This window comes from Cylindrospermopsis raciborskii Cr2010, from assembly GCF_003367075.2.
In the GTDB taxonomy this organism is placed as follows: Bacteria; Cyanobacteriota; Cyanobacteriia; order Cyanobacteriales; family Nostocaceae; genus Raphidiopsis; species Raphidiopsis raciborskii.
Map to the genome: position 1 here is coordinate 1,033,575 of NZ_CP065936.1, position 19,272 is coordinate 1,052,846.

Here is a 19,272-nt window from a genome sequence, read left to right on the forward strand (position 1 = left end):
GCACCAGAGATGATTCAAGAAATCCAAGCACTAAAACAGGCATTTTATAGTCGCAAGATGGGGAGTTTGCTGTTGCTCGGTTTTGCTTCCGGGTTACCACTGTTTCTCACCACTCGCACCCTGCAACTATGGATGAAAGATGCTGATGTAGAGGTTGCCAAAATCACATTATTTAGCCTAGTCAGTCTACCATACTCCTTAAAATTTATTTGGTCTCCCCTAATTGATAGATTTTCTCCATCCTTTTTAGGGGGGAGGAGAGGTTGGTTGTTCCTTACTCAATTGGGGTTAGTGCTAGCAATAGTAATCATGGCATTACAGCAACCAACCCAAAACACCCAAGTGCTAATCACCCTAGCCATTATATCATTTATTATTGCCTTTTTTAGTGCCACCCAAGATATTGCTGGGGATGCCTATAGAACGGAAATTTTAAAGCCCCTAGAATTGGAAACAGGAGCATCTGTATGGGTTTTAGGTTATCGGGTAGCTCTATTTATTGCCTTTTCTTTAGCAGCATGGTTAGCAGGATTTCTGTCATGGAATATGGTATACCTACTCATGGCAGGATTTATGACCGTGGGACTCATTACCACTCTTTTGGCTCCACCAGAAACCCAAGAGAAAAACAACTCACCCAAGACCAACAATAGGTTTTTAAAAACTAAGGATATTATATTTCTCCTGCTGATTATCACCATAACTGCTGCTTTAGTGGGGGGTGTAATTTCCCAGGTAATCCCCCTGCAAGTCTTTTATTGGATATTAGGTGGACTACTAATAACTTGGGTTCTGGCCTCAATTATCTTGCCCAAACCCCAACTAAATGAACACTCCCAAGACCTGACACCACACACCCTACAAGAAGCAGTCATCTTACCACTACAAATCTTCCTAGAAAAATATGGCATTAGTAAAGCACTAATTATCCTCATCTTCATTATACTCTATAAACTGGGTGATTCCCTCGTAGGAATCACAGCCAACCTATTTGCCAAAGAAATTAACTTTAATAACCAGGAACTAGCAACAGTTTACATTATTGGACTAATAGCCACCACCACAGGGGTCATCCTCGGTGGAATAATAATGTCTAAAATTGGCATCAACCGCGCCCTTTGGATATTTGGCATCCTCCAACTACTCAGCAACCTAGGTTATTATACACTAGCTATTGTTGGCAAAGACTACCCTCTCCTGGCGATCGCTATTATGATCGAAAACAGCAGTGCTGGACTAGTCACCGTAGCTACAGTGGCTTACCTAATGAGCTTATGTAGTCATAACTTTACCACCACACAATTTGCTCTATTTTCTAGCCTTATGGCATTAAGTCGAGACATACTTTCAGCACCTGCAGGGGACTGGGCAAAAGCTACTGGTTGGCCAAATTTCTTTCTGTTATCTATATTAGCAGCTTTACCTGGATTAATACTGTTACCTATAGCCGCCCCTTGGAATAATAAATCGTTAACAGTAAACAGACCAGGACTTGAAAAGGAGGATTTATGGAACCACAAGCAGTAATTATTCTTGGTACAATCGTATTAATAATTACAGGGTTGTTATTGGGTTATGTAGTTTCACAATTAGTTTTAGGATATTTGGGGTTTAGCCTTCTTACCCTGCTAGGAACAGTCAGCCTGGTGTTGATTTTTGGTGCCCTCTACTACGTAATATTTTGGCAATTGCGACGACAGTTACAACCAGCAAATTTCGGTTCTGTCAAACAAGTAGATGAGGAAATAACAGGAAGTTACCTGAAAAACAGACTCATTACCAGACTATCTGGTGATGTAGCTGCTGCGGAAAGATTAATTGAACAGGCCCAACAAAACTATCCAGGAATGCCAGAAAATTGGTACTGTGAAAAAGTCCTTGATGATTTAGATCGGGATCAACATTAAAACCACTCAGATTATTACAGATCATGTCTATTTTTCGTCAGTACATCGCTCCCTTGCTCGTTGTTTTAGTATTTTTAGTTGCCTTGGCTGCTGTCAGTGCGAGGATTTTTCTACCCGCCGATATGGCTGCACCCGCTCCAGTTGGCACAATCGTTCATCATTTATCAGTTTACACCCTAAGTTACAATTTTAACATTTGACTTTGGAATTTCCTTTGCCGGACTATTCTCTTCGTCGAGGTTCTATCCTAGACAAGGCCCTCTTGGTCAAGTTTATCCAGCGTACTTACCAAGAAATTTTTCCCTCCCGAGACTTTTCCCACCTGTCCCGTACTGTGGAGAACTATCTTTCCAATGATACGCCTTTGTGGTGGGTATATAAAAATCAGCAGCCGTCTCCAATAGCTTGTTTGTGGGCTGGTAATGCCATAGATCAGGTAACAGGTAGTCGTCATACCCACATATTTCTACTTTACGTAGAACCTACCCACCGTAGACAGGGTATTGCCAAAACCCTCATGCAACACGTGGAAAACTGGGCTAAACAGAAGGGAGACCCACAAATTGGACTCCAGGTGTTCACCACTAATACCCCTGCTCTAGAGCTTTATAAACAGCTAGGTTATCAAACCCAATCCCTCTGGATGATAAAATCACTTGAGGGCTGATTTTTAACTAACTGATAAAGATATTATGTATGACAAAGAGAATGTTAGTCTGCTCGATGATGAAGTAGATCTACAAAGTCCACTAGATAATATAGAACCAATTACCTCGGAATCGGAAATAGTGAAACCCGATCCTGATGTCATGCTAGAACTCTTGCAAGCATCCGATTCTAAACAAAGAATGTTGGCTGCCCGTGCTTTTTGTGATATTTCCGATCCACGATCCATCCCCTACCTAATTAAACTATTATCTGATTATTGTCCTTTAGTTCGAGTTAGTGCGGCATACGCCCTAGGTCGTAATACTGCTATGGAAGCGGTTGACCCCCTAATTAATCAGCTAAATCTTGATTTAAATGGTTATGTGAGAAAGGGTGTAGTTTGGGCACTAGGTAATTGCCATGATCATCGTTGTTTAAACCCCCTCACGGATGCTTTAAAAACAGATATTCCCGCAGTGCGTTTATGGGCAGCCAGTGCCTTAGCGCAAATGGCAAATATAGGTTATGAGGCTATAATTCGTGCTATACCACCTTTAATAGAAGCCTTAGTTCAAGACCCTACTCCAGGAGTGCGCAGTAACTGCGCCTGGGCCATTGGTCAACTCTGTAAAGAGTTACCTTCTAATATTATTTACGCTACAGCTATAGACGCCTTAATTCAAGCCTTTGCTGAAGACCAGGATTTAGGAGTTAAAGAAGATGCCAAAGCTTCACTATTAGGAGTGGGAGATCCTCGTGGGTTACAACTCATTGAAACCCTAGAACAGGAAGGTTGGTTTTAGAGATTCCCCACCCTGAGGTGGGGATGAATCCAGAACTATTGGGCAATTACAGGGGTATTTACGGAAACATGTTGTATTTCTTTTTCCGCAGTTAAGGTGGGGACTGAGTCCCGCAATCTTTGAGTTAATTGTACTGTGGTTGCATCATAAATTTGGGTGAGCAACTTAGGGTAAAAACCAATACCAATAATGGGGACTAACAAACAGGCAATAATGAATACTTCCCTTGGTTCAGCATCAATTAATGCTTGGTGAGAAACTAACTCGTCGTTTTCTTGACCATAGAATATTTCCCGCAGCATTGACAGCAAATAAATGGGCGTTAAAATCACACCGACTGCCATCAATAATACTACAATCACCTTAAAAGTGGGGTTATAAGCATCGCTAGTAGCAAAGCCCACAAACACCATTAATTCCGCTACAAAGCCACTCATTCCCGGTAAAGCTAAAGAAGCCATAGAACAGGTGGTAAACATAGCGAAAATTTTCTTCATCCGCTTACCAACCCCACCCATTTCATCCAGCATCAGGGTGTGAGTCCGGTCATAAGTAGCACCCACTAAGAAAAACAAACTCGCACCGATTAAACCATGGGAGACCATTTGTAAAACCGCACCACTTAAACCCAGATCAGTAAACGAGGCAATACCTATAGTGACAAAACCCATGTGGGATATGGAAGAATAGGCGATTTTCCGTTTCAGGTTGCGCTGAGCAAAAGAGGTTAAAGCCGCATAAATGATGTTTACCACACCCAAAATGACTAATACGGGAGCAAAATAGGCATGGGCATCAGGTAACATTTGGGCATTCATGCGAATTAGAGCATACCCGCCCATTTTGAGCAAAATACCTGCCAACAACATGTGTACTGGTGCGGTAGCTTCTCCGTGAGCATCTGGTAACCAGGTATGGAGGGGAATGATAGGCAATTTAACCGCATAGGCAATTAAAAAGCCGGCATATAGTAGCAGTTGTAAGTTGAGAGCATAGTCTTTTAAGGCTAGGGATGACATATCAAAAGTAATATTATCACCATAGAACGCCATAGTTAGAGATCCCAGCAGAATAAACAGGGAAGCACCAGCAGTATACAAAATAAACTTAGTTGCTGCGTAATGGCGTTTTTTACCACCCCAGATAGCCAGTAAAAGGTAGACAGGAATCAATTCCAACTCCCACACCAGGAAAAACAACAACATGTCCTGAACTGCAAATACGGCAATTTGGCCACCGTACATAGCTAAAAGTAAAAAGTAAAATAGCCTTGGTTTAAAGGTTACAGGCCATGCAGCTAAAGCAGCTAAAGTTGTAATAAAACCCGTCAAAATAATTAGAGGCATGGATAAGCCATCCACACCCACAGACCACCTCAAATCTATTTGTGGGATCCAGGAATAACTTTCTACCAATTGAAGGTCGGGATTGGAGAAATCATAACCAGTGTAGAAAGCAGCGACAATCAAGGCAAAATCAATCAGACCCACAATTAAGGCAAACCAACGGACTGTTTTACCCTCCTTATCGGGGATGATAGGAATGAGTAGTGACGCAGCTATTGGAAAAAGAATAATCGTCGTCAACCAGGGAAAATTAGGCATATTCATGACAATTTATCTGTAATTAACATGAAGTTGGTACGGGAGCCCCTAATTAGTGACCTTATCCACTCCACGACATTTATATTTTCAGCTTTTAATTCTCTAATAAATGCTCAAAATTATCTTAAAGTTGCCTTAATGGACAATTGGAAACATTTAAAGAGAACAAAAGAAGTGAGGAATTTAGACCAACACCCACATTATTATCATCCATTCCCCCATAAGGACAGGATTTGGATAACAAAGATATAAGATTTTCCTCACTTTTTCCTAATTAAGCCGTAAAATACTTAGCTGTCGGATGATAAGCAATAATTGCAGTTGTAGACTGTTCAGGATACAACTGTTCACTTTCATCCATATACATACCCATCCTATTAGCATCTAATAATTGTAGCTGCTTGTGTTGATCGGAAATGTTGGGACAAGCTGGGTAGCCAAAACTATATCGAGAACCCTGGTAACGTTGAGCTAAAATATCCCGAATATTATCCGGTTCAACATCGCCAAATCCCAGCTCCTGGCGTATTTTAGCGTGAATCCATTCCGCTAATGCCTCAGCAACCTGTACTGCTATCCCGTGAAAGTAGAGATAGTCAGTGTATTTATTCTCAGCAAATAAATTTTGGGCAAACTTTGTTGCTACCTCTCCCACAGTTACCGCTTGCATGGGGAATACATCAATCAATCCTGACTCTTTGGGAGCAAAGAAATCAGCAATACAATATCTTCTCCCGGAGCGTTGGCGAGGAAATTCAAAAGTTGTGGTAATTACAGGATTTTTACTATTAATGTGGGTAGTTTCGTAAATCAATAAACTATTACCTACTGCTTGACAGGGGAAATATCCATAAATTACCTGGGGATGCAATAATTTCTCCTGGATTACACGTTGCTTCCAGTTTTCTAAAAGGGGGTAGACCGTATCAATTAAAAACTCCTGGTGTTCCGCTTGAGACTTTTCTTTGGGTTTGCGAAATTGCCATTGTCCCACTATCAAAGCCTGTAAATCTAAATAGTACAATACTTCCTCTAGAGGAATATCCTGGGGTTGTAAAAATCTACTTCCCCAAAAAGGTGGTTGAGGACGTTCAATATTGGCATTCACGGCTTCAGAACTTCGGGTATCTACTTCCGTGGGTTGCTGTTTTACTTCCTCCTTAATCCGCTCTTGGGGATTAATCTCTGGAAGATCTCCCTTAACCTCATCCAAAAACCCTTGTAAATCATCCCATTTACCCGCTGCTTTTGCTGGCATTAATTTATCCATAAAATTCAAGTCATCAAAAGCATCTTTACCATAGATCACCTTGCCGTGATAAGTGTTTTGACAATCCTGGTTGACAAACTTAGGAGTTAATGCTGCACCTCCCAAAATTACAGGAACCGTAATGCCTTTTTCATTAAAAACCTCTAAATTCTCCTTCATAAATGCGGTGGATTTAACTAATAAACCACTCATGGCAATACAATCAGGTTGGTGCTTTTCATAAGCCTGAATGATATTTTCCACCGGTTGCTTAATCCCCAAATTAATCACCTTATAACCATTATTGGATAAGATGATATCTACCAGATTTTTACCAATATCATGAACATCGCCCTTAACCGTGGCAATCACAAAAATCCCTTTCCCATTACTACCAGCTCCCGACTTTTCCATATATGGTTCCAAATAGGCCACCGCTGCTTTCATGGTTTCTGCTGATTGCAAAACAAAGGGTAGCTGCATTTGGCCAGCACCAAATAATTCACCTACAACCTTCATCCCATCCAACAAGAAAGTGTTGATAATATCTAAGGGGGGATACTGCTCCAAGGCCTTGGCTAATTGCGCCTCCAAACCTATTCTCTCACCATCAATAATATGTAGTTTCAACCGCTCTTCAATGGGCAAACTTTCATCAATTCCCCGATTCTGTTTAGCCTTAACTCCCGCAAATAATCTCGTTAACTCAGCTAAGGGATCATATACACATACATCCCCATTAAACCTGCGCTGATCATATATTAGTTGTTTACACACTTCCTGATGTTGTGGGTCAATTTTCGCCAAGGGCAAAATTTTGCTTGCACTAACAATAGCTGCATCCATCCCAGCTTCCATTGCCTCATGTAAAAACATAGAGTTTAATACAATCCGCGCTGCTGGATTTAAACCAAAGGATATATTAGACACACCCAAAATTACATGACACTCGGGCAATTCTTCCCTGATCCGGCGAATAGACTCTATGGTCGCACTGCCATTTTTCCGATCCTCTTCTATGCCAGTAGAAATCGGTAAAGCTAAAGTGTCAAAAAATATTTCTGATGCAGGTATGCCATACTCAACCGCTTGACGATAAGCGCGCTGGGCAATTTCAAACTTCTTCTGTGCTGTTCTGGCCATTCCCTCCTCATCAATAGTACCAATCACCACACCAGCACCATACTTTTTCCCTAATTCCAACACCTTTAAAAAACGTGGTTCTCCATCTTCATAGTTAGTGGAGTTGAGTAAACACTTACCCCCAGCCACTTTTAAACCCGCTTCCATTTTTTCCCATTCGGTGGAATCCAGCATTAGGGGGAGAGTTACATTATTCACAACCCGGGAAACTAACTCGTGCATATCATGCACCCCGTCTCTCCCCACATAATCAACATTCACATCTAAAATGTGAGCCCCCTCCTTAACTTGACTGCGAGCTATGGAAACTAAACCATCCCAGTCCTCAGCATTGAGCAAATCGCGGCATTTTTTGGAACCACTAGCATTGAGACGCTCACCAACTATTAAAAACGAATTATCCTGTGTGTAATTTTGTGTGGAATAAATTGATGCAGCAGCAGGTTCCAAACTTGGCTGTCTCACCTTTGGTTTTAAATCCTTAGCAATTTCCGCCAATTGTTGAATGTGATCTGGTCGTGTCCCACAGCAACCCCCAATCACTTGGACACCAAGATCTTCAACAAAATGCATCAACGCCATGCGCAGTTCTAAGGGAGTCAGTTTATAGTGAGCTTGACCACCTATATTTTCCGGTAACCCCGCATTGGGAATGCAAGATACAACAAAAGGTGAATGTTCTGATAAATACTTAATGTGTGGTTTCATTAAGTCCGGACCAGTGGCACAGTTTAAACCTAGAATATCAATGGAATATGGTGCTAAAATGGTTAAAACGGCGGCAATTTCTGTGCCAACCAGCATGGTGCCCATACTTTCCATGGTGACGGAAACCATAACCGGTCTTCTTTCACCTTTTTGGCTGAAAACTTCCTCTATGCCATTTAATGCAGCTTTAATCTGTAATACATCTTGGCAAGTTTCTACAATAAATAGGTCTACCCCACCATCAAATAGAGCTGTTACCTGTTCAGCAAAAGCTGATTTCATGGTGTCAAAGTCTATGTGTCCTAAAGTTGGCAGCTTGGTGGTTGGACCTATGGAACCAGCAACAAATCTGGGTTTTTCTGGAGTGGAAAACTCCGCAGCTACACGTTTAGCCAGCTCGGCGGCGGTCTTACTTAGATAATAAGCTTGATCCGCTAAGTCATACTCTGCTAAAACTATGGAGGTGCCACCAAAGGTATCAGTTTCAATTACATCTGCGCCAGCTAGTAAAAAGTCCCGGTGAACTTTGGCCACCGCCTCTGGTTTGGTGTGTATTAGGTATTCATTACACCCCTCGTATTCGGGACCTCCAAAATCCTCAGCGGTTAGGTTCTGAATTTGTAGGTTTGTCCCCATTGCACCATCAAACACTATAACTGGATGTTCAGGACTATGTAAACGTTCAAGAAAGGAATGGGTCATATTTTTAAACGCAGCTCAAGATTTATAGGTTAACTTTTAGTAACATTTTAGTAACATTGGCTAGGAATATGAAGTGGAAATATTTTAGTTCACTTGTTAGTTCATTTGTGCAAAGGTTAATTTGCCACGAACTGATAGTTAGAGGAGCAAAGCATTGGACAACAAGAGTGGGCATTATTTTTTTGATGTTGACAACCCTTATTATAGTAATTTCTACCGGTCTAGCAAGGGAACAGTATGGACAGAACGCCTTGACTAGTTCTGAAACATCTCAAGCAGTAGTTGTGAATCCATACCCAAAACAATTATTACAGGCACAAGCAAAAACAAAACAACCGAAATCAATACAAATACAAAATTTTTCTCAGTCACTTATCGAAAGAATTAAACAAAAAAAGGTTGTGAAAAAATACGTCACAACTAATAGCTTTAGTAAGTACCAACCTAAGTTAACAGCAGCACAAGTACATCCTAGTAACTATGGGGAAAGATTCAGTCGGGATACCAAGGGTATGGCAGTTAGTAACCAACCAATTATTGTTTTACATGAAACAACATATTCTGCTAGGAGTGCAATCAATTACTTTCAGAACCATAATGTGGATGAAGATATTCAAGCTAGTTATCATGCCATCATTGCCCGGGATGGAACCGTAATTTATTTAGTCCCACCCGATAAAAGAGCATTTGGCGCTGGCAATTCAGTTTTTAAAAATACAGATGGCACAATAGAGACAGTTCAAACTAATCCTAAATTAGCTCCTTCCGTTAATAATTTTGCCTATCATGTTTCTTTAGAAACACCTCCTGACGGTTGGGGAAAAAGAGATATTAGAGAACATAGTGGTTATACACAGGAGCAATACAATTCCCTAGCTTGGTTGATTGCCCAAAGCCAAGTTCCCGACGAAAGAATCACTACTCATCGAGCTGTAGATGTGGCTAATGGTAAAGTTGACCCTTTGAGCTTTGATTTTGACAGATTCTTTAAAAAATTGCATTCTTTTCGAAAACTTCACAGTATTGCCCAATCACACTCCTAAATCTTTATGGGTAAACCCTTTCCTGCGATCGCCTGTATAGGTCTTCACAACGTGTCCATCTCCGATTAGGTGATATTTATAGGTTACCAACCCTTCTAAACCCACAGGTCCCCGAGGTGGCATTTGCTGGGTACTAATTCCCACTTCTGCACCAAAACCATAACGAAAACCATCAGCAAATCTAGTGGAACAATTGTGATATACTCCTGCTGCATTGACTAATGCTTGAAAGGTATTAGCTGCTATCAAGTCTTCCGTAACGATCGCCTCGGTGTGCCGTGAACCATATTCACTGATGTGAGCGATAGCCTCTTCTAAAGAATCAACTATTTTAATGGACAAAATCAAATCACTATATTCTGTTTGCCAATCTTTTTCCGTAGCCAATTCAATTTTTGGTAATATATCCAAGGTTCGGTTATCTCCCCTTAGTTCTACATTTTCAGATTCTAAAGCTGATGCAACTTGGGGCAAAAATTCCTGGGCAATACTACTGTGTATTAGTAAGGTTTCAATAGCATTACATGCAGCTGTATATTGGGTTTTGGCATCTACAGTAATATCAATTGCCTTATGAATATCTGCTGCTTTATCCACATACAGATGACAAATTCCATCCGCGTGACCCAATACTGGAATTCGAGTATTTTCTTGCACAAATCTCACAAAAGAATTTGAACCCCTAGGAATGATTAAATCCACATATTTATCTAAATTTAAAAGTTCTAATATTTCTTCTCGGGTGGTTAATAATTGCACCACATCTTGGTTAACATCAGTCTTAGATAAACCTTGTTTAATCGCACTCACTATAGCTTCACAAGAACCTATTGCTTCTTTCCCTCCTTTAAGAATCACCCCATTCCCCGATTTAATTGCCAGGGAAACAATTTGAATAGCAGCTTCTGGTCTAGCTTCAAAAATAACCCCCAGCACACCCAAGGGACAGGTTATACGCTTGAGAATTAATCCCCTGTCAATTTCTCGATGGATTTGAACTTGACCCACTGGATCCTTTAGTTTGACTAGATCTCTTACACCAGCGATCGCTTCTTGTAGTTTATTAGAATCTAAATACAATCGTTTATATAATGATTTACTGATACCCTGAGACATTGCAGTTTGACAGTCAGCTATATTTGCCTGAAGTATTTCTTCTTGAGCAGACTCTAAAGCTAAAGCAATTGTATCAAGAGCATAATCTTTCTGGTTACTGTTTAATAGGGACAAATTAAGAGCAGCTAAGCGGGTTTTTTGGGCAATCTCTTTTAGGGTAGAGGTATGTTGCAAACTAATTTCTAAACTCATAATCACAAAAACCAACTGGTGGTAGTAACTAATAATTTTGGGAGGAGATACATATTGTATACATTTGGGACATGCTTCCAACAACGGATATACAAAAACCTGAGGAGGACGGTTCAATGGTGACATACTCCACACACTCCCTTACAGGTGAGAGTGGGCTTCTCAACGACTCTTCTTCAAGCCAGCATTCTCGGCTTTGTTTGAAAGTATGGTGATGAACTGTCCCCCCATCGTTAATACTTTTAGCCAATCTTGTTTTAGCAAGTCCTTTTATATTTAATTTTTCAACAGCTACTACGTCATACTTTTTGAGTAGATTATTAGCTGTTTTGAATTGGAAATCTTTTCTAGTATCAACAACTTTCTTGTGTAGAATACCCAGTTTTTTAATCGCTTTTTTACGGCGATTAGAACCTCTCTTCCGACGAGAGACACGACGTTGCGCAGATTTTAACTTGCGTTCAGCTTGGCGTAGAAACTTAGGTGCGGCAATTCTTTCATCTTCATGGATGTGACCAGTTAGTACAAGAGTAAGATGGTACTTTTTGCAACTCTTTTTTATCATCAAGCAGTTGGTGGTAATGTAATTGAATTACCACCCATGTAAGAGAGAACTAGTAACTAAGATTGACGTACCATTAGGGTGATTTGCAGTTGGAAAATCAGACCGATTTAACAAAAACAGAACCAGCTTCGATTTTAGCCAAATAGGTTCTCAAAGGTTTTTCAGCTGGACCGTTATTTACCTTACCTTTATCACTAAATCTTGCTCCATGACAAGGACAAGCAAATTGATTACTTTTCCATTCCACGGTACAACCTTGATGAGTACAGTTAGGTCTAACTGCTATTAAGTTCTTTGGTTTTTTAGATGTTCCCACCACTAAAACCGCTCCTATAGGGGAATTCTCAACTAGTAGTTGGCCATTTTTATCCAATTGGGCAACACTTCCGATTTTCTGCCAGTCTTTAGCCGCTTTGTTTGGTGCTGGTGATGCTAAGGTATCATCATCTGATGTCAAAGCGGCAAATGCTATAGGTAAAGAACTAGCTAATAAACTTAAACCCACCCACTGGAAAAACTCGCGTCTTTTCATAAATCATCTCCTATGTAATAAATGCCGATAATCAATGCAAAATTTGCACAACAGCCGAGAATTTCTGAGAATTCCGTAACTGAGTATACGAATCCTTCCCGAAATTTGCCCTAGGTTATCAATATCGAAATTGTTACAACCCCTACCAGAGAACTACGATCAGTTGTTTTTCGGTGGGTAGTTGGCACGATTTAAGAACACGGATCCATAATCAACCACATCCTGTTCCCCAAAAACCTATGACAGAAACAGGTAGCGAAAAGCTCAATAAGTTCGAGAAATTAAAAGCTGAAAAGGACGGACTACTAGTCAAACAAGAAATCAGCGAATTTGCTCGTCAGGGTTGGGAAGCCATGGAAGAAAACGACCTCAACCACCGCCTAAAATGGTTGGGTGTGTTTTTTCGTCCAGTGACTCCCGGTAAGTTTATGATGCGAATGCGGATACCTAATGGTATTCTCACTAGCACTCAAATGTGTGTTTTAGCTAAAGTGATACGGCGTTACGATAGGGAAGGTAGCGCGGACATCACTACTAGACAAAATATACAACTTCGTGGCATAGATTTTTCAGATATTCCTGATATCTTTAACAAATTTCACAAAGTTGGGCTGACCAGTATTCAGTCTGGTATGGATAATGTACGTAATATTACTGGTGATCCCCTGGCGGGTTTAGATGCCAACGAGTTGTATGACACCAGAGAATTGGTACAGCAAATACAGGACCTGCTAACTAATGGGGGGGAAGGTAATCCAGAGTTTACCAATCTTCCTCGTAAGTTTAATATTGCAGTGACTGGAGGAAAAGATAATTCCATTCATGCAGAAATCAACGATTTGGCATTTGTACCAGCATTTAAAGAAGGATTTGGTTTTAACGTTTTAGTTGGTGGATTTTTCTCGGGTAAACGCTGTGAAGCTGCTATTCCCTTAAATGTTTGGGTAAAACCAGAAGAAGTAGTTAGCCTATCTAAAGCCATAGTAGAGATATTTCGAGATCACGGGTTACGTTTGAACCGGCAAAAAGCTCGATTAATGTGGTTAATTGATGAATGGGGGTTAGAAAAATTCCGGGACGAAGTGGAAAAACAATGGGGAAAAAGCTTGCAAACCGCAGCGCTCAAAGATGAAATAGATTGGGAAAAACGAGATCACATTGGCGTTTACCCCCAAAAACAACTGGGGTTAAATTATGTGGGATTAAACATTCCCGTGGGGAGACTAAGTGCGGATGACATGTTTGAACTGGCCAGACTAGCAGAAGTTTATGGTAGTGGAGAAATAAGGTTTACGGTTGAGCAGAATGCCATCATTCCCAATATTCACGATTCCGCATTAAACACACTTCTGACCGAACCCATATTGAAAAAATTCAGTGTCAGTCCTGGTTTATTAATGCGATCGGTTGTCTCCTGCACAGGGGCCCAGTTTTGTAATTTTGCCCTCATAGAAACTAAGAAACGAGCCATAGCCATGACAGAGGCTTTGGAAGAGGAATTAATCCTATCAAAGCCCGTACGTATTCACTGGACTGGGTGTCCAAACTCCTGTGGACAACCTCAAGTGGCGGATATTGGACTAATGGGAACCAAAGTGCGAAAAAATGGGCAAACATTGGAAGGTGTTGACATCTACATGGGTGGAAAAGTTGGTAAGGATGCTAGGTTAGGAACCTGTATTCAGAAAAGTGTTGCTTGTGAAGACCTGCAACCGATATTAAAAGATATCCTGCTAAAACAGTTTGGGGCAAAAGTGCGCGAACAAACATCAGCTCAAATCAGACCACAGTCACAAGTAGCAAAGAATTAAAGAGAGTTAAAATGAGCAATATTTCCCGCAGAAAATTTCTGATCACATCTAGTGTAACAGCAGCGACAGCAATAGTAGCACATGGTTGTTCATCTGACAACTCCGGGTCAGGAACAAACTCGTCAACCCAAATTAGTAATACAGCTAAAGTAGAAACCACTAAGGCCAAATTGGGATTTATCGCTCTAACGGATTCAGCTCCCCTAATTATTGGTAAGGAAAAGGGTTTTTTTGCCAAATATGGCATGACAGATGTGGAGGTTAGCAAGCAAAAATCTTGGCCAGTGACTCGTGACAACCTGAAAATTGGTTCATCAGGGGGTGGCATTGACGGTGCACACATTCTCAGTCCCATGCCATACTTGATAACCATTAATGATAAAATACCAATGTACATATTGGCGAGGCTAAATACTAATGGTCAGGCCATTTCTGTGGCTGAAAAATTCAAACAGATAAAACTTGGCTTAGACAACAAAGTCCTTAAGGAAGCAGCAAATCAAGCAAAATCTGCACAAAAACCCATCAAACTTGCCATTACCTTCCCTGGGGGTACCCACGATTTATGGATGCGATATTGGTTAGCTGCTGGTGGGATTAATCCTGACCAAGATGTCATATTAGAACCAGTTCCACCACCACAAATGGTAGCTAATATGAAAGTGGGTACGGTGGATGCTTTTTGTGTGGGTGAACCGTGGAATGCGCAATTGGTCAGTCAAAAATTGGGTTACTCAGCTTTAGTAACCGGAGAATTGTGGAAGGATCATCCAGAAAAAGCCTTCACCATGAGGAAAGATTGGGTTGATCAAAATCCCAATGCAGCACAAGCATTATTAATGGGCGTTTTGGAAGCACAACAATGGTGTGAAAAAGATGAAAATAAAGCAGAAATGTGTGAAATATGTGCTGATAGAAAATACTTTAATGTTGCAGTTGGTGATATTTTAGAACGGTCTAAGGGAAATATTGACTATGGAGACGGTCGCAAGGTAGAAAATTTTCCCTATCGAATGAAATTCTGGGCTGATAATGCTTCCTACCCCTATAAGAGCCATGATATTTGGTTTTTGACCGAGGATATTCGTTGGGGTTATTTACCCCGGGATACGGATGTTAAAACCATTGTTGATCAGGTAAATCGAGAAGATTTGTGGAAAAAAGCGGCCACAGCTTTAGGAGTTCCTGCAGCGGAAATTCCTACTAGTTCATCGCGAGGGGTAGAAACATTTTTTGATGGGGTGAAGTTTGACCCAGAAAAACCAGAAGAATATTTAAACAGTTTACCCATTAAAAAGGTCTAGTCCGCGAGCAATTCTGATATGGGGTGGGGGAGTTATGGGAGACACAAAATCACAAGACCAATTTCCACAATAAGGAGCAAGAAGAAGATGGCCGTGGGGGTAACAAATCAGAAAATTAGCACTAAACGACAAAAAGCAATTAAAACAATTAACAAATTTTTAGTGCATAAGGTATTACCACCACTATGTGGACTAGTTATATTTTTGATGTTGTGGCAATTACTCTGTTCCATTCCCGGATTTCAATTACCAGGTCCTTTAGAAACTTTTGTTGAAACCTGGGATCCCTTTATCATTAAGCCATTTTTTGACAATGGTGATAGCGATAAGGGCTTGGGTTGGCAGATTTTGACCAGTCTAGGGAGAGTGGGCTTGGGGTTTTCTCTAGCTACCATTGTGGGTGTTTTTCTGGGCATATTAATTGGTGCCAATAGGTTTTTATATAATGCGGTAGACCCTATTTTCCAGGTACTAAGAACTATCCCACCCCTAGCTTGGTTACCTATTTCCTTAGCAGCTTTTCAACAAGCCAATCCTTCGGCGATCTTTGTGATTTTTATCACTTCAATTTGGCCAATTTTAATCAATACAACCGTGGGAGTACAAAATATTCCCCAAGACTATGTCAATGTGGCTCGTGTTTTACGGTTACGTCAGGCCAAATATTTTTTAAAAATAGTTTTCCCAGCCACGGTTCCCTATATTTTTACCGGACTGAGAATTGGTATTGGGTTATCTTGGTTGGCTATTGTAGCTGCAGAAATGTTGGTAGGTGGTGTGGGTATAGGTTCATTTATTTGGGATGCCTATAATACTACCACGGATACCAATTTGAGCGAAATTATTATTGCCCTAATCTATGTGGGAATAGTGGGACTGATGTTAGATAGAACAGTGGCTTTTATAGCTGAGAAGATTGTACAAAAAGAACAAAAATAACTTTTACCATAATCACCAGGAGACCATGAATACCTTTGTAGAAATTGACCATGTAGATAAAATATTTAACCTCCCTTATGGTGGTAAATATATTGCTTTGAAAAATATTGAGTTAAAGGTTAGTCAAGGAGAATTTATTTCTCTCATCGGTCATTCTGGCTGTGGTAAATCCACTCTATTGAATATTATTGCTGGTCTAGATCAAGCCACTATTGGTGGAGTGACCTTAGAAGGTCGAGAAGTGAGAGAACCTGGTCCAGATAGAATGGTAATTTTTCAAAATTACTCCTTACTTCCCTGGTTAACAGTTGAGGGAAATATTGCTTTAGCAGTAGATGAGGTCCATCAGGATCTATCTCTAGGAGAACGCCAGAAAATCATTGCAGAACATATTGACTTAGTAGGGTTACGTCGTGCTGCTAAAAAACTTCCCGGTCAATTATCTGGGGGGATGAAACAACGAGTGGCCATTGCTCGTGCTTTAGCTACCAGACCAAAATTGTTATTGTTGGATGAACCTTTTGGTGCTTTGGATGCTCTAACCAGGGGTAATTTGCAAGAGCAATTAATGAAAATTTGTAATGAATATAAAATTACCTGTGTGATGGTAACACATGACGTAGATGAAGCACTATTATTAAGTGACCGAATTGTGATGTTAACCAATGGACCAGAAGCACACATTGGACAAATTTTAGAAGTACCCATTCCCCGTCCCCGACAAAGATTAGAGGTAGTTGAACATCCCAGTTATTACAATCTGCGGAATCAAATGATCTACTTCCTCAACCAACAGAAACTGGCAAAACAGCGTCAAAAACAAACCATATCACCAGTTCTGATTTCCACCAATCAACCAGAAAAAGTTCACTTACAAATCGGTTATCTTCCTATCACCCAAGCTGCACCTTTAATCATTGCCCAAGAAAAAGGTTTTTTTGCAGAATGTGGTTTACAAGTGAACCTAATACCTGAAAAAAATTGGCAAGATATTGCCCAAAGTGTAGCTAGTGGTAAGCTGGATGCTGCTCAAATGGTTGCTGGTATGCCATTAGCCATGACTCTAGGTGCTATGGGAAAAACACCGACTCCCATGGTAACAGCAATGACTCTATCTCGCAACGGTAGTGCTATTACTTTAAGCCAAGAACTACGGGCAAATGGTGTAAGGAATGCTGCAGATCTAGAAAAAACAGTCAACACTGATCTTGACAAAACTTACACTTTGGGAGTTGTTCATCCAGCATCAATGCAAAATTTGTTATTGCGTTATTGGTTAGCAGCAAGTGGTATTGAACCAGATAAGGATGTCAAATTAATAGTAATTCCACCGGATGAAATGGTTGATTTTATCCAGGAAAGAAAAGTAGATGGTTATTGTGTTAGTGAACCCTGGAATACCTGTGCTGTTGAGCAAAATCTGGGGTTTATTATGTTGCCCACTTCAGATATTTGGCAGGGACATGTAGATAAAATACTAGGAGTCACAGAAGATTGGTCTCAACAATATCCTCAAACACATTTAGCCTTAGTTAAATCGCTCCTAGCAGCTTGTGAATATTGTGATGATATTCGTAATGAGTCAGAAATTGTCAGTCTAATTTCTCAACCTCAATATATAGGTGATCATCATGTAAATTTACGCTCTGAATTATTAGAAAGTTATCAAAGTAACTATCATCGACATTCCCAAACTTCCCATCAGTTTTATCTGCACCAAGCCAACTATCCCAACCGTCATGAAATGCTCTGGATCCTTACCCAATTAGCTCGGTGGGGTTTTATTGCTTTCCCTAAAAACTGGGTAGAAATAATTGACCGAGTTTGTCGTCCAGATATTTTTGGTGTAGCTGCAAGAGAAGTGGGCATTTTGGATATTGGTAGGGAAGAATCCATTCAGTTATTTGATGGTAAAACATTTAATCCCTCTCAACCCCTAGAATATCTCACAGGTTTAGCCATTAAATCTCGGGTGCGAGTTGAAGAAGCTCTGGTTTAAATAGGGAGGCACAATTATTTATAGGTACCCGTGCGGGCGTTGGGTTTCATACTTCAACCCAACCTACGTTCATCTTATATTTAACTCCACCCACCCACTTAAGACTGAATTAACTAAATTAAAATTAAAGGATGAAAGTCATGACCACATTGAATCTCCCCAAAAATACTCAGCTTCAAGCTTTAGGTAATCCACAGTCTCACCAAAAATCACGGGATTTCCTATTCATTGACGGTGTAAACAAAATTTACCCCACCTCCGAGGGACCATATACTGTTTTAGACAACATTAGTCTCAAAGTCCAAGAGGGAGAATTTATTTGTTTCATTGGACATTCGGGTTGTGGTAAATCCACACTGTTAAATATGATTTCTGGATTCAATCAACCTACCAATGGTGTGGTCTGGTTGCAAGGTCAACCTATTACTGAACCAGGACCAGACCGGATGATGGTTTTTCAAAACTATTGTCTACTTCCCTGGCTAAGTGTTTTTGAAAATGTTTATCTTGCTGTTGATTCTGTATTTCCTAATAAAACCCAGGCTGAAAAACGGTTTATAGTTAGAGAACATTTAGGTATGGTAGGACTCACGGAAGCTGCTCAAAAGAAACCCCATCAAATATCAGGAGGTATGAAACAAAGGGTGGCTATTGCTCGTGCTTTGGCTATTCGTCCTCAGGTTCTGATTTTGGATGAACCTTTTGGCGCTTTGGATGCAATTACTAAGGAAGAATTACAAGAGGAACTACTGCAAATTTGGTCCGATCATCAAGTTACTGTGTTAATGATTACTCATGATATTGACGAAGCTCTTTTTCTAGCTGATAAATTGGTCATGATGACAAATGGACCTGCTGCTAATATTGGTGAAATATTAGATATTCCTTTTTCTCGTCCCCGTCAGCGTCGTCAGATTATGGAAAGTACAGAATATTATCATTTGAGGAACTACGCTCTGGATTTTCTTTATCGTCGTTGTGCTCATATTGAAGAGTAGTTTATCCAC

Annotated in this window: 15 protein-coding genes and 1 pseudogene; 11 read left to right on the top strand and 5 right to left on the bottom strand. The window is 40.4% G+C overall.

The genetic code is table 11. The features are described 5' to 3' along the window. Positions 1-9: 9 nt before the first annotated feature. From C6N34_RS04735 to C6N34_RS04755, 5 genes are read left to right on the top strand one after another with little or no spacing between them, the layout of a single operon-like run. On the top strand, positions 10-1,527 hold the full coding sequence (locus tag C6N34_RS04735; protein WP_006275782.1) for an AmpG family muropeptide MFS transporter: 1,518 nt from the start codon (positions 10-12) through the stop codon (positions 1,525-1,527). After that, positions 1,509-1,907: a hypothetical protein gene (locus C6N34_RS04740; RefSeq protein ID WP_057177284.1), complete on the top strand. Its 399-nt coding sequence runs from the start codon at positions 1,509-1,511 to the stop codon at positions 1,905-1,907. The genes C6N34_RS04735 and C6N34_RS04740 overlap by 19 nt, the downstream gene beginning before the upstream one ends. Positions 1,908-1,930: 23 nt before the next feature. Beyond that, entirely contained in the window at positions 1,931-2,107 is a 177-nt protein-coding gene (locus C6N34_RS04745; protein WP_167317731.1) for a hypothetical protein, read from the top strand. A 14-nt stretch (positions 2,108-2,121) separates the two neighbouring features. Next, positions 2,122-2,574 carry a GNAT family N-acetyltransferase gene (locus C6N34_RS04750; protein ID WP_057177321.1) on the top strand — a complete coding sequence of 151 codons (453 nt, stop codon included), beginning with the start codon at positions 2,122-2,124 and terminating at the stop codon, positions 2,572-2,574. A 25-nt stretch (positions 2,575-2,599) separates the two neighbouring features. Next, positions 2,600-3,358 (top strand): HEAT repeat domain-containing protein, encoded by a 759-nt coding sequence (locus C6N34_RS04755; protein WP_006275779.1) that lies wholly within the window; start codon positions 2,600-2,602, stop codon positions 3,356-3,358. Between the two features lie 35 nt (positions 3,359-3,393). On the opposite strand, the gene ndhD1 is transcribed toward C6N34_RS04755, so the two are convergent. Continuing rightward, complete coding sequence (ndhD1, locus tag C6N34_RS04760) at positions 3,394-4,962, bottom strand: photosynthetic/respiratory NAD(P)H-quinone oxidoreductase subunit D1 (RefSeq protein WP_177169515.1); 1,569 nt, start codon at positions 4,960-4,962, stop codon at positions 3,394-3,396. Between the two features lie 274 nt (positions 4,963-5,236). Next, positions 5,237-8,764: a methionine synthase gene (gene metH / locus C6N34_RS04765; protein WP_115538320.1), complete on the bottom strand. Its 3,528-nt coding sequence runs from the start codon at positions 8,762-8,764 to the stop codon at positions 5,237-5,239. A gap of 185 nt (positions 8,765-8,949) precedes the next feature. On the opposite strand from metH, the gene C6N34_RS04770 reads away from it, so the two are divergent. Beyond that, positions 8,950-9,807 carry an N-acetylmuramoyl-L-alanine amidase gene (locus C6N34_RS04770; protein WP_115538321.1) on the top strand — a complete coding sequence of 286 codons (858 nt, stop codon included), beginning with the start codon at positions 8,950-8,952 and terminating at the stop codon, positions 9,805-9,807. Here the strand turns inward: C6N34_RS04770 and C6N34_RS04775 are convergent. From C6N34_RS04775 to C6N34_RS04785, 3 genes and pseudogenes are all read right to left on the bottom strand, one after another. Beyond that, the gene (locus tag C6N34_RS04775) at positions 9,796-11,115 is read right to left on the bottom strand and encodes a glutamate-5-semialdehyde dehydrogenase (RefSeq protein WP_115538343.1); all 1,320 of its coding nucleotides are present in this window, start codon (positions 11,113-11,115) and stop codon (positions 9,796-9,798) included. The two genes, C6N34_RS04770 and C6N34_RS04775, sit on opposite strands and share 12 nt — an antisense overlap. Positions 11,116-11,289: 174 nt before the next feature. Further along, a pseudogene (locus tag C6N34_RS04780) lies at positions 11,290-11,620 on the bottom strand (transposase); the annotation flags it as partial. A 157-nt stretch (positions 11,621-11,777) separates the two neighbouring features. Next, on the bottom strand, positions 11,778-12,212 hold the full coding sequence (locus tag C6N34_RS04785; protein WP_057177289.1) for a QcrA and Rieske domain-containing protein: 435 nt from the start codon (positions 12,210-12,212) through the stop codon (positions 11,778-11,780). A gap of 239 nt (positions 12,213-12,451) precedes the next feature. Here C6N34_RS04785 and C6N34_RS04790 point away from each other — a divergent pair, with 239 nt between their 5' ends. From C6N34_RS04790 to C6N34_RS04810, 5 genes are all read left to right on the top strand, one after another. Next, positions 12,452-14,023, top strand: coding sequence for a ferredoxin--nitrite reductase (locus tag C6N34_RS04790; protein WP_115538344.1), 1,572 nt, complete (start codon positions 12,452-12,454; stop codon positions 14,021-14,023). A gap of 11 nt (positions 14,024-14,034) precedes the next feature. Then, entirely contained in the window at positions 14,035-15,327 is a 1,293-nt protein-coding gene (locus C6N34_RS04795; protein WP_115538322.1) for a CmpA/NrtA family ABC transporter substrate-binding protein, read from the top strand. 87 nt (positions 15,328-15,414) lie between these two features. Further along, positions 15,415-16,266 carry a nitrate ABC transporter permease gene (gene ntrB / locus C6N34_RS04800; RefSeq protein ID WP_115538323.1) on the top strand — a complete coding sequence of 284 codons (852 nt, stop codon included), beginning with the start codon at positions 15,415-15,417 and terminating at the stop codon, positions 16,264-16,266. 25 nt (positions 16,267-16,291) lie between these two features. Next, on the top strand, positions 16,292-18,265 hold the full coding sequence (locus C6N34_RS04805) for an ABC transporter ATP-binding/substrate-binding protein (RefSeq protein ID WP_115538324.1): 1,974 nt from the start codon (positions 16,292-16,294) through the stop codon (positions 18,263-18,265). Positions 18,266-18,405: 140 nt separating this feature from the next. Further along, positions 18,406-19,263, top strand: coding sequence for a nitrate ABC transporter ATP-binding protein (locus C6N34_RS04810; RefSeq protein ID WP_006275769.1), 858 nt, complete (start codon positions 18,406-18,408; stop codon positions 19,261-19,263). Positions 19,264-19,272 lie beyond the last annotated feature (9 nt).